Here is a 12,620-nt window from a genome sequence, read left to right on the forward strand (position 1 = left end):
GGTCCGGTGGTCGGGTTCGTGCAACGGCTATCGAAGGGAATCATCGTGGGCACGATCGAAGTACAGGGCACCGTCGCCGAGGGGTTCGAGGCGGTGCGCGCGGAGTTCGCGGCCGTCGTCGCCGAGGAGGACGGGGAATCCGGTGCGCAGTTGGCGGCGTTCGTGCGCGGCCGACGGGTGGTCGACCTGTGGGCCGGACCGCAGGTCACCGCCACCACGCTGACCGGTCTGCATTCCTCCACCAAAGGTGCTGCGGCCCTGGTGGTGGCCTTGCTGATCCAGGATGGTGTGCTGGATGTCGATCGTCCGGTGGCCCACTACTGGCCGCGGTTCGCCGCGGCCGGTAAACAACACATCACGGTGCGCGACGTGCTCGTGCACCGCTGCGGCGTCATCGGCGCGGACGGCGGCTTCACCGTGGCCGAACTGGCCGACGAGCGGGTCATCGCCGAACGCCTCGTGGGCCAGCGGCCCTACTTCGCGCCGGGGACCGCGCAGGGATACGGCGGGTTCGTCACCTACGCCATCATCGGCGAAGTGGTGCGAGCAATCACCGGCAGCTCTATCCAGCAGTTGTTCGAGCGGCGCATCCGCGCCCCCTACGGGCTGGATGTGTACCTCGGCCTGCCCGCCGAACTCGACCATCGCTATCTACCCATCCTGCCGTGGCGGGCCACCGCGGAAATGGAAGCCACCTTCGCCGCGCACTCGCCCACCCCGCACGGTATATCGGGCATCGCCTACAACCTCAACGCCCGCGGCTTCACCCCCGCCGACGTCATGGCCCTGCCCAACGACCCGCAACTGCGCGCGCTGGGACAGGGCTCGGCCGGTGGCGTCGGCAGCGCACACGGGCTGGCGGCGATGTACGCGGCGGCGATCACCGGGCTCGATGGGCGTCCACCGCTGCTGACGCTGGACACCATCGCCCGCGTCTCCGAAATCCATTCCAGTGGTAGGGATCTCGTGCGCGGAGACAACGCCCCCTACGCCCTCGGATTCGAGGCCAAGAGCCTGATCCACCCCTTCCTCGGCGTGCACGCGTTCGGGCACACCGGCTCCGCGGGCTCCGACGGATTCGCCGATCCGCACACCGGCCTCACCTACGGCTACACCCGCCGCCGCGCCGCCTTCGCCTTCAACGCCCCGGAGAACGCCCGGCTCGCCGCCGCCCTGCACCACGCCGCGACGGGCACCGGCAACACGCGCGCGGCCTGACCCGGCAACCACCCATCTCATCCCCACCGCAAGGAGTGACACCCATGACCACCCGTACCTCGAAAATCCGTTCGCGTGCCGTGAAACTCGCGAAATGGGTTCCCGTGGCCGCGGTACTGGCCGAGACCGCCATCGGCTCCTACTGGGACCTGGCCCGGATCACCTACGTCCGTGAGGCATTCGACCACCTCGGCTATCCCATGCACTTCGCCACCACCCTCGGCATCGCCAAAGCCGCAGCGCTCGCCGCGATCCTGACCCGCGGCCACCCCCGCACCAAGGAATGGGCCTACGCCGGACTGGTCTTCGTCTACGGCGGCGCCGCCGCCTCACACCTCGCCGTCGGCGACGGTCCGGACAAATGGGTCACCCCCGCCCTGTTCGCCGCCTGCACCCTGGCCGCCCGCGCCTGGCTGCCGGACAATCCGGCCACCGCAGCCGGACTGACAAAACTCGGCGCCCTCGCGCGTCGGCCCCAGCAGGCCTGACCGCCTCTGGCTCTGGAGCGACGGACGCCGCCCTAAGCCGGTGGCAGCCAGCCGATTTGGATGAGTTCCTCGGTCGAGCGGGTGACGTAGGTCCCTCGGCCGGGAGGCTGGGGTGAGGGGCGGACGGTGCCGAACAAGACGCCTTCGTCGCGGCTGCAACTCATGATGAGCGCGGTGGAGTTGAGTTCCTTCATCCGATTGAGGGTGGCCTCGTACATGGCGCGGCCCGCGCCGCCGGAGCGGCGGGCGATGATGAGGTGGAAGCCCAGGTCGCGGGCGTGGGCGAGGTGGTCGACGAGGGCGTGCAGGGGGTTGCCCGCGGCGGTGGCGACGAGGTCGTAGTCGTCGACGATGACGTAGATCTCCGGGCCGGTCCACCAGGAGCGGTCCTTGAGCTGTTGCGGCGTGACGTCGGGACCGGGCATGCGCTGGGTGACGTAGGCCGCGAGATCGGCCATCTGCTGCGTGAACTGCGGTGCGGTGGAACCGTATCCGGCCTGATAGCCCTGCGGAATGGTGCCGAGCATGGTGCGCCGGTAGTCGCCCATGATGATGCGCGCCTGGTCGGGGGTGTTGGCGGCGCAGATGGCCCGCACGAGCGCGCGCAGCAGGGTCGTCTTGCCCGACTCCGAGTCGCCGATAACCAGGAAGTGCGGACTGGCCGCGAGGTCGAGATACACCGGGGCCAGCTCGGATTCGTTGATGCCGATGGGGAAGCGCAGGCACTTCTCGGCGGAATCCACTGTGGCGGACCAATTGTCGGCCATGCGCAGCAGGTCCTCGACGGGCAGCCGGTCCGGCAGCATGCGCACGCGCGGCGCGGGGCGGCCGGGGGTGTGCCGAGCGATGGCGGCGACGGCCTCGGCCACCCCGGTTCCCAGCGTCACCGGATCGGAGACGCCGTCGACGCGCGGGAGCGCGGTGAGCATGTGCAGGCCGTCCGGCGTCATACCGCGCCCCGGCCGCCCCATGGGCACCAGCGCGGCGAATTTGCGGCCGAGGTCGGAATCCATGGGATCGCCGAGCCGCAATTCGATCCGCGTGCCGATCTGGTCTTTGAGGGCGGGCCGCGCCTCGGGCCAGCGCGCCAGCGTGATCACCACGTGCACGCCGTACGAAAGTCCTTGTCCGGCAAGGTTCATGACGGTCTGCTCGAGCGCCTCGAACTCCTGCCGGAAGGTGCCGTAGCCGTCGATGACGAGGAAGACGTCGCCGAACCGATCCTGCCGCACCCCGGCCGCCGCCGTACTCGCCGACGGTTCATCGGCCCGCAGCCGTCGGAACTCCGCCATGGATTCGATGCCGAGCTGTCGGAACCGCGCCTCGCGCTGCCGAACGATGGTCACCATCTCGGCGACGGTCCGCCGCACCTTGTCCTCGTCGAGCCGACTGGCCACCGCACCCACATGCGGCAGGCCCTCGAGACCGACGAGCGTGCCGCCGCCGAAATCCAGACAGTAGAACTGCGCCTGTTCGGCGGTGTGCGTCAACGCCATCGCCATGACCAGCGAGCGAATCGCCGTCGACTTGCCGGACTGCGGCCCGCCGACCACCGCCACATGCCCGCGCGAGCCGGACAGATCCACCACCAGGGGATCGCGGCGCTGATCGTAGGGTCGGTCCACAATGCCGATCGGCGCGCGCAGGCTGGCCACCGCGCCGTGGTCGCCGGTCAGCAGCGACCGCGGAATCAGCTGGTCGAGCGTGGGCGCCGCATCGAGCGGCGGCAACCAGATCTCGTGTGCCGCACGGCCGTAACCACGCACGCGTGACACCAGCATCTGGAGGTTGGAGATCTGCTCGTCCTCCGGCGAAGGCTCGTCGAGCACAGGTTCCGGCGGTGCCGGAATATGGTCGCTCGCACGGAAATCCACATGCGTCGCGGTGAAGGGCCGGGCCGCCACATCGATTTCCCCCGCCGGTCCGTCGGAACTCATCTCGCGATGCGAGCCGCCGCCCACATACGGCCCCGAGACGTACGCCGACTGGAACCGCACGATCTCCCCGGAGTCGGATTTCAGATAGCCGCCGCCCGGGTTGTTGGGCAGGTTGTAGGCGTCCGGCACCCCCAGCACCTGTCGGGATTCATTGGCGGAGAAGGTCTTCAGACCGATGCGATAGGACAGATGGCTCTCCAGCCCCTTGAGCCGCCCCTCCTCCAACCGCTGCGAGGCCAACAGCAGGTGCACGTGCAGCGACCGGCCCAAGCGCCCGATCATGGTGAACAGCTCCGCGAAATCCGGATGCTGCGCGAGCAGTTCGGAGAACTCGTCGAGCACCACGAACAGCGCGGGCATGGGGTCCAGATCCGCCCCGGCCGCGCGCGCCTTCTCGTATTCGGACACATTGGCGAAATTGCCCGCGGCACGCAGCACTTCCTGTCGGCGATTCATTTCACCGGCCAGTGCGTCGCGCATGCGGTCGACCAGATCGGCCTCCTCCTCGAGATTGGTGATGATGGCCGCGACGTGCGCGACCCCTTCCAATCCGAGAAATGTCGCGCCGCCTTTGAAGTCGACCAGTACGAAGTTCAACTGATCTGGCGAATGTGTAGCTATCAGCGAAAGAACCAGCGTGCGAAGAAATTCCGATTTGCCCGATCCGGTAGCGCCAATACACAAACCGTGCGGCCCCATACCGCCCTCGGCGGCCTCTTTGATATCCAGGACGACGGGTAATCCGTCCGCGCCCACACCGAATGGCACCCGCAGCCGTTCGCGCCCATAGCGCGGTCGCCACGCCTGTTCCGGATTGAATCCGCCGATATCGCCGAGGCCGAGCAGTTGCGCCCACGACGAGATGACCTCGCCCTCATCCCCGGTGGTCTCCTCCCCGCGCTGTACGACGGGCCGGTACGGGGCCAGCCGCCGCGCCGCCTGCTCCGCCTCCCGCGCGGTGATCCGGTCGATGACCGCGAACCGCTCCATGACCCCGGTGGCCCCGCGACCGGAGCATTCCCCGTTCTCCACCACCATCTGGATTCCGCGCGAAGCCGCCAGGCGCGGTGCGTAATTGCACAGGTCGACAATCGTGACACCCTCGAATCCGGTCTCCCGCAAGGGATCCTCGTCGGCCTCCAACAGCCCGCCGTCCACCACGATCACCAACTGCACCAGCGCCGGATTGGGCGGCTGATTGCGCGAGTACCGAACCCGGTTGTACAGCAAGGGGTTCAGGCCCGCGTGTGCCTGTCGAATGGATCCGTACACCATGCGCTCGGTGCCGACCCCGTCCTGCGCGTCGGGATGCTGGGTATGCGGCAGCCACTTCACCCACTCCCATTCGCGGGCGGTGTCCGGACCACAGACGACGGCGATCAACAGCTGGTCGGGGCCCTGAAACATGGCCAGCTGCAACAGCATCGCGCGCGTCATATCGCGCGCCTCGGCGCGATCGCCGCCCAGTTGGATACTGGCGAAACCCTTCACCGCGACGGCGGTCGGCAGCTCCGACACCGTGGCGTGCGTGCGCACGAACCGCCGCAGCGAGACCGCCGCGATGGGCTCCAACTCCTCCACCGGCCCGGTCTCGGGCGCGACCAGCCTGGTGGCCAGCCGCTGGCTGCCCAGCCCGATGCGCGCGTGGCAGAAGTCCTTGTCGCCGGGCCGCCGCTCCCACATGCGCGTGGTTCCGGCCAGCATCCAGATCAGGCCCGGCTCCGGATGGCTCCACCGCACGGCCGCGCGCTGCTGCTCCGCGGTGACGGCCACATCCTTGCGGACCTGGTCCAGGTAGCGCAGATAGTCCTTGCGATCCTCGTCGGCCTCGGCCGACTTCTGCCCCTTCCCACCCTGACCGGCGTACATGCCGACCATGGAGACCACCATCATCATGGGGAACATGAGGCTCATCGGGTTGGAGGCGATCGCGCTGCCCGAGGTGAACAGCAGCACCACCATGCCGAGCATGCCGACCACCATGACGACCGGCATGAGTTTGGTGAACAGATTGGCCGGTATGTTCCGGGGTATTTCCGGCGGCGGCTGCAATGTCACCTCGCCGCCGGGAGAGCGCGGAATCTCCCGGCGCGGACGGCGCTGAAACCGGACGGTGCTCATTTCTGGGTACCCCATAAGGTCGTGACCAGCCACGCAATGCGGGAGTCAGTGTACGACCAGCGACCGACATCCCGTAGAGTGCGGGCAGCAATTCTGCATATCCCCCGGCATCGCCGCGAATTGACGTTCGCCGAAAAATGAGGTGGAAACGAAAGTTGGCACGGTGACCAACGCGCGAATGGATCAGATGGACGACGCTCGCGGACTGGTTCGCGCGCCGGATCTCGCGCGTGTCACCATTCTGGCCAAACACACCCAGGTGGATATGGCCATTCCCCTGGACGTGCCGGTCGCTCTCGTCATTCCCAGCGTCGTCGATATGGTCGCGCAACACGCCAACGACTTCGACCACGGCGGCGAGGACTTCGAACCGCACGAATGGGTGCTGGCCCGCATCGGCCAACCGCCGCTGGCCAATTCGCTGAGTCTGGCCGAGCACGGTGTGCGCGACGGCGAACTGCTCATGTTGGAGAGCGCCGAACACACCGCTCCCACACCGCTGTTCGACGACATCATGTACAACGTCGCCATTGCCGATGCCGACCACTACCGCGGCTGGTCGCCCCGCACCGCCCGGCTGACCGGGTCGATTCTCGCGGTCCTGGCCGTCCTGGTGGGCTGCCTGGGGCTGCTCGTCGCACCCGACGCGGCGCCGGGGTGGGTGAGCGGGTCCGTCGCGCTGTTCGTCACCGTGCTGCTGGTGGTGGCGAGCATGGTGCTCGCCCGCGTGTACGACGACGCCGGTGCGGCGCTGGTCCTCGGCGGCTGTGCCCTGCCCACGGCCTGCGGCGCGGGCATGCTCTTCGTCCCCGAGCACTACGGCTGGGCCAATGTCCTGCTCGGTGCGGCGCTGACCGGGGCCGTGGCCGTGCTGACGTGGCGAGTCTCCGGTGTCGGGCCCGGCCTGTTCGTCGGCGTCACCACGCTGGCGGTCTACGCCGTGCCCGCCACGCTCGTCGGACTGCTCACCGACCTGCCGGTGCGGGCCATCGGCGCGGGCGCGGCCGGGCTCGGCCTGATCGGATTGTCCTTGGCGCCAAGGATTTCCATGCTGCTGGCCAAACTGCCGCTGCCGCCGGTGCCCGCGCCGGGCACCCCCATCGACCCCACCGAGGACGACCCCGACGACCACCGCGCACTGCCGACCCTGGAGGCGCTGCGCGCCAAATCGGAACGCGCGCGCGAACTGTTGGCCGGATTGGTGGCCGCGACCGCCGTGGTCACCGCGGTCGGCGCGCTGGCCGCCGCCGATCCGACCGGGGACGGCGTCTATTGGCCCGGGCTGGCGCTGGCGCTGGTGTGCGCGGCCGTCCTCATGTTCCGCAGTCGCACCTACGCGGGCGCGGAGCAGGCCGTGATGCTGATCGCGGGCGGCGCGGCGATCGTCTTGGCGGTGCTGGTCGGCGCTTCCTTCACGCTGCGGCAGCCGCTGACGGTCTTCGGCGCGGCGATGCTCGTGCTGGTGGTCGCGCTGGTCCTCGGCATCATCGTGCCGAATCAGCAGGCCACCCCGCCCATGCGGCGCGCGGTGGAACTGCTGGAGTACGCGTGCGTGGCCGCCGTCGTTCCGCTGGTGTTCTGGGTGGCCCAGCTCTTCTCGCTCGTCCGTGGTCTCTGATTCGAGTGTCGACATTGTCCCCCAGTGCGTTCACGCCCCTCCGCCTGATCACGGCGAGTGCGGTGCTGGCCTCGAGCGTGTTGCTCGGCATCGGGTCCGCGCAGGCGGGGCCGCCGCCGGTGGATCCGGGTCTGCTGCCCCCGGGCGGTCCGGCCGCCCCGCCCACCGAGACCGAGCATCCGGCGAACGCGCCGTGCGTCAGTACGCAGTCCGGCGGCGAGGGGCCGACGATTCCGCCCGCACAGCGCTCGCTGGATCTGGAGCACGCCTGGCAGTTCTCCCGTGGCGCTGGGCAATTGGTGGCCGTCATCGACACCGGCGTCTCCGAGCATCCTCGGCTGCCGGGGCTGCTTCCGGATGGCGACTATGTCGCGGCCGGTGGCGATGGCACCGAGGATTGCGACGCCCACGGCACCCTGGTGGCGGGACTCATTGCCGCCACGCGGATTCCGGGCCAGGGCTTCGCCGGTGTCGCACCGGAGGCGCGGGTCCTGACCATTCGCCAGACGAGTTCGCAGTACCAGGCCAAGGGCGCGGGCCGCGACAAGGGGCCCGACGATATGCCCGACGGCTACGGCAAGATCTCCGCGCTGGCGTCGGCGGTGCGGCGGGCCGCCGACGCGGGTGCGCGGGTCATCAATATCTCGCTGGTGGCCTGCCCGACCACTCAACCCGACAGCCGGGAATTCGGAATGCTCGGTGCGGCAGTGCGGTACGCGGCCTTGGAGAAGGACGCGGTGATCGTCACCTCCGCGGGCAATACCGATACCTGCAAGGCGAGCAATCCGGGTCTCGATCCGCTGCATCCCGACCGGGACCCGTGGAATCACATCTCGTCCTATGTGGCCCCCGCACTGTGGGACGACTACGTGCTCTCCGTCGGATCGGTCGACTCCTTCGGCCAGCCGTCGAAATTCACGGTGCCCGGACCGTGGGTGGGCGTCGCCGCGCCGGGCGAGAACATCGTCTCCCTCGATCCGCGCAGCTCCGGTCTCACCACCGCCAAGTTCACCAATCAGGGGCAGCGAGTTCCTTACAGCGGCACCAGTTTCGCGGCTCCCTACGTCTCCGGGGTGGCCGCTCTGGTCCGGTCCCGGTTCCCCGAACTCCGTGCCCAGGAGGTCATCGAGCGCATCGAGGCCACCGCGCACGCACCCGCCGAGGGATGGAATCCGTATATCGGTTACGGCGCTGTCGATCCCGTCGCGGCGCTCACCGCGCAGGTGCCGAATCAGTTGCCGCCCAAGCGACCCAGCGCCGCCAGGAGCGAGCAACTGCCCATCCCGGCCCCGCCACCGCCGCCCGATCACACCGCCCGCGATGTCGCGCTCATCGGCACCGGCGTGATCATCGTGCTGCTGATACTGGGCTGGCTGGCGTCGTTTCCGGTGCGCCGCAGGCTCGGTGTGCGCGACTCCTGATCAGTTCTGGGCCTTCACCGGCTCGTTCGCCGGATTCGGATCGGGGGCGACGCCGTCGTGGGCGACCATGGCCGCTTCGCGACTCAGGGCCGGGCCGGGGGCCAGCAGCCCGATGATCGGCCACGGCGCGGGTTCGGGCTGTACGTGTTCGGGATCCATACCGAGGGCCTTCGCGGCGTCCAGGCCCGAAATGCCGTAGCGCACACCGAAATCCGAGATGTAGAAGAGGCTGTCGCGGCGTTGGCTGTCCGGCTCGATACCGGTGGCCTGCACGTACGCGCCCGCGCCGGGACGCATGTAGTAGGCGTCGGCCTCCGGGCCGGAACCGTCGGCTTGGGCGAACGGTACGAGGCGGGCCTTGTCCGGAATCGGGACGGTATGGCCGGTGAGCACGGTCAGTTCGGCGCGCATACTGCCGTCGGATTTGTCGTTGGCCACCGGAATCGGTTGCCAGGACAGGCAATCCACCGGTTGGTCCTTGCCGTCGACAATGCTCGGCGCGGTGGCCGGATAGTGCGAGACCCGCAGTGCCGAGGAGACCGGCGCGGCGGTGCGGTCGGCCTGGGCGATATAGGTATCGGCGGGCGTGGACCGGTAGGTATTGCGGATCAGGTCGGCGGTGAGCCGCGAAATCGGTTGCAGGCCATCGGCGAGCACCACGTAGTACTTGTCGTCGGTGCGCACCTGCACCACATCGCCGACGCGGTGGTCGCCGAGCGAATAAGCCGGTGTCGCACCGACATCCGGAATGGGTGGCGCCACGATGGGCAGCACCTCGGGGATGGCGTTGAGCAGCCCCTCGCTGATCGGGCGCGGGGTCATACCGCGAATATCGAGGGCATCGACGACCGCGCGGTCGTTCATATCCACCCGGGCGCGCTGATTGTCGTAGACCAGATAGGTGGCGTCGCGGCCCTGAACGAGCAGCGCCGCACCGGGGGCCAGCGGGGATGCCTTGTCCCCCAGATCCAAATCACCGGCGAGCACCGAGGTGGTGAGCTCGCGACTGCCGTCATTGGACAGCGCGTCGCAGACGGTCCAGGTCCGGCCCTGGCCGCTGTCGTCGAAGTTCAGCGAGGCGGGCGCGCCCGGAATGCCGAGGAGCTGGCCGCGCGGCTTCTTCGCGAGTTCGGATTCCTTCACCGTGGCGGGTTTGGCCGCCTCACCCGCCGCGAGGCGCGCCGAGGCCAGGTTCAGCGCCGGATGCACCACGCCGTCGATGACCACGTAGACCGCGCCGGTGTCCTTGCCGATGAGGATCTCGCTGCCGCCCATCTTGTCCTGCGGCCGCAGCAGAGCCAACACTCCGCAACCGGCGAGCACCACCAGCGCGAGCACCACTCCGACCGTGAACGCGCGCGTCTGCGAGCGCATCGGATCGTGCAGCATGCGCACGTCCCGGCGCACCAGGGCATGTTCCATCCGGCGGACCAGGAAGCGGTACCCGCTGACCTGCGAGCGCGTGGTGGGTTTTGAAGGCATGAACGCTCCCCCGACGAGTCATCGAGTTCGAGCCACACAGTACAGTTCCCGTGAAAGCCTATTCCTATCGCACCTGGTTATTCGTTCGCAGTCGGCCCGCGCGAGCTCGCCGACTCCGGTAGTTGGGGATGATGATGGCCGCATTCGGCGGGGCCGCGCCGCGTCCGCTGTTCGGATGGATCACGCTGGGCAGTCTGCTGGTCGCGCAAGTGGCCGGGATGGCGCTCGGGTCGACCGTGTGGGCCCTCGGCGCGCCGATGTGGGCGGCACTGGCGGTCGGCGTGGCGGTGGGATTGCTGCTGATCACCCCCTTAGGCAAACGACCAGTTTCCTCGTGGATCGGCACCTGGTGGCGCTACCGCCGCGATCGCGATTCCGGCATGGGCGACACGCTCGACTTCCGCACGGCCGACGGTCGCACCATCGGGCTGTACCGCGACGGCAGCCGAGTGGTGGCGGTGATCGAGGCGCTGCCGCCGCGCGGCGGACTCACACGTCTGGACTCCGGCACCGTGCGCGCCTCCCACCTGCTGCCGCTGCCCGAACTCGCGCACGCGCTGGAACAGCACGACATTCTGCTGGCAGGAATCGACATCATCTCGCACGGATTCCGCAGTCGCTCCGGCACTCCCGCCGGAGCCAGCTACGAGAAACTGCTCGGGCCGCTGCCCGCGACCGCGCATCGCACGGTGTGGCTCGCCATCGCCTTCGACCCGCTGATCTGTCCGGACGCCGCGGCACGGCGCGGCGGCGGACTCGACGGGGCCTGCCGGGCGGTGACCATCGCGACCCAGCGCATTGTGCGCACCCTGGCGGAGGCCGACTGCGCGGCGCGCATTCTCACCGCGCCGGAGATCAGGCAGGCGGCGGTCGTGGTCACCGGTGGGCTCGACCCGCGCGAACTCAGCCAGGAGTGGCGCGGAGTCGAGGTCGGCAATGGCGTGAACATCGGTGCGGCCGTCGATCCGCGACGCTTGGGCGCCGACGTACTGGCGCAGGTGTGGGTGCCGCAGACACGCGGCACCACGGTGGCGGTGCGATTGCGGCGGGGGCGGACGGCGCAGACCGTGCGGGTGGGTGCGGCATGGCGGCTGACCATGCGGGAGCTGCCGGAGAAACCGTTGCAGCGGCACATGATCTCGATGAACGGGCGGCATCGCGACGGGCTGCGCGCGCATCTGCCGCTGGCCGCGCCCGGTGTCGACGCCACGGTGCCGATGGACGAGTTCCCCATCGACGGCATCGGCGCGCTGCATCTGCCGTCGGCGGGGTGCGGGCAGCTGCTCGGCTCCGATGCCGAGGGCAGCGGCGTGGCGGTTCGACTTGTGGGGCAGGGTATTTCGCGGGTGTACGTGGCCGGGGAGCTGTGGTTGGCGCAGCAGTTGGTGTTCCGCGCCCTGGCCATCGGCGAGCGGGTGCTGGTGCGCACCGATCGGCCGCATTCGTGGGAGCATCTGGTCACCACCATCGGGAATCCGGAGCGACTGGTGATCGCGGTCGAAACCCATCAGTCCGACGCGGATTTCACGGCCACCATCGTGGACGGGGTGCTCGCGCCCGCGCCGCACGCGGGTATCACGACCATCTATCTCACCGGTGATCCGCTCGGCTGGCCGGGAGCGCGACCGGACCTCTCGATCCAGCAGCCCGGGGCCTCCGGAAACCGAATCGTGTTGCGCACCGGGACGACTCGGGTGGAGCTCACCCTGGTCACCATTCCCAGCGAGGCAACCTACATCGGTCGCCCCCGCGGCGCGCACGCGCTGTCCCGTCAGCCCGGATAGGGATCCGCCGCCCGCGCCGCGCGCAGTGTGCGGCCCCACCAAGCCAATTGGCGCAACAATCGCTCGGCGGCGTCGATGGCCGCCCCGTCGCTCGTCTCCCCCGCCGCGTCGAACTTGCGCTTGGCCTCGTGAAAACTGACGGTCTCGCGAATCGACACCATGTGGATCTCGGCGACCACCTGTCGCAATTGCTCGACCGCCCGCAAACCGCCCGACAGGCCGCCGTAGCTCACGAATCCCATTGGCTTGGCACGCCATTCGCGCTTGGCGGTGTCCAGGGCCGTCTTCAAGGTCGCCGGATACCCGTGGTTGTACTCCGAGGTCACCGCCACGAACGCGTCGGCGGCCGCCACCCGCCGCCGATACGCCTCCACCTCCGGGGTCTCCGTCAGCTCCGGCGGCAGGGGCGTCTCCGCCAAATCGATGACCCCCACATCGAACCGCCCGTCCGCCCGCGCGGCCCGCAAGAACCACTCCGCCACCACCGGTGCGAACCGCCCCGGCCGCGTACTGGCCACCACTACCTCGAGCCGCAACGGATCGTCCATGGC

8 protein-coding genes are annotated in these 12,620 nt (G+C 69.1%); 5 read left to right on the forward strand and 3 right to left on the reverse strand.

The window, feature by feature from the left end; genetic code table 11:
• Positions 1 to 45: 45 nt before the first annotated feature.
• Positions 46 to 1,218: a serine hydrolase domain-containing protein gene (locus ACIBH2_RS24895; protein ID WP_397121550.1), complete on the forward strand. Its 1,173-nt coding sequence runs from the start codon at positions 46 to 48 to the stop codon at positions 1,216 to 1,218.
• A gap of 44 nt (positions 1,219 to 1,262) precedes the next feature.
• Entirely contained in the window at positions 1,263 to 1,706 is a 444-nt protein-coding gene (locus tag ACIBH2_RS24900; protein ID WP_397121552.1) for a DoxX family protein, read from the forward strand.
• 32 nt (positions 1,707 to 1,738) lie between these two features.
• Here ACIBH2_RS24900 and eccCa read toward each other — a convergent pair whose 3' ends face one another.
• The gene (eccCa, locus tag ACIBH2_RS24905; protein ID WP_397121554.1) at positions 1,739 to 5,764 is read right to left on the reverse strand and encodes a type VII secretion protein EccCa; all 4,026 of its coding nucleotides are present in this window, start codon (positions 5,762 to 5,764) and stop codon (positions 1,739 to 1,741) included.
• A 163-nt stretch (positions 5,765 to 5,927) separates the two neighbouring features.
• On the opposite strand from eccCa, the gene eccD reads away from it, so the two are divergent.
• Positions 5,928 to 7,382 carry a type VII secretion integral membrane protein EccD gene (gene eccD, locus ACIBH2_RS24910; RefSeq protein WP_397121556.1) on the forward strand — a complete coding sequence of 485 codons (1,455 nt, stop codon included), beginning with the start codon at positions 5,928 to 5,930 and terminating at the stop codon, positions 7,380 to 7,382.
• Between the two features lie 14 nt (positions 7,383 to 7,396).
• Positions 7,397 to 8,803, forward strand: coding sequence for a type VII secretion-associated serine protease mycosin (mycP, locus tag ACIBH2_RS24915; RefSeq protein WP_397121559.1), 1,407 nt, complete (start codon positions 7,397 to 7,399; stop codon positions 8,801 to 8,803).
• Here the strand turns inward: mycP and eccB are convergent, their stop codons facing one another.
• Positions 8,804 to 10,285 carry a type VII secretion protein EccB gene (gene eccB / locus ACIBH2_RS24920; RefSeq protein WP_397121562.1) on the reverse strand — a complete coding sequence of 494 codons (1,482 nt, stop codon included), beginning with the start codon at positions 10,283 to 10,285 and terminating at the stop codon, positions 8,804 to 8,806. It abuts the gene before it with no gap.
• Positions 10,286 to 10,413: 128 nt separating this feature from the next.
• On the opposite strand from eccB, the gene eccE reads away from it, so the two are divergent.
• The gene (eccE, locus tag ACIBH2_RS24925) at positions 10,414 to 12,069 is read left to right on the forward strand and encodes a type VII secretion protein EccE (RefSeq protein ID WP_397121564.1); all 1,656 of its coding nucleotides are present in this window, start codon (positions 10,414 to 10,416) and stop codon (positions 12,067 to 12,069) included.
• Here eccE and ACIBH2_RS24930 read toward each other — a convergent pair.
• Entirely contained in the window at positions 12,057 to 12,617 is a 561-nt protein-coding gene (locus ACIBH2_RS24930; protein WP_397121566.1) for an NADPH-dependent FMN reductase, read from the reverse strand. The genes eccE and ACIBH2_RS24930 overlap by 13 nt on opposite strands.
• Positions 12,618 to 12,620: the final 3 nt, after the last annotated feature.

It is taken from the genome of Nocardia sp. NPDC050406, from assembly GCF_044459025.1.
Lineage (GTDB): Bacteria > Actinomycetota > Actinomycetes > Mycobacteriales > Mycobacteriaceae > Nocardia.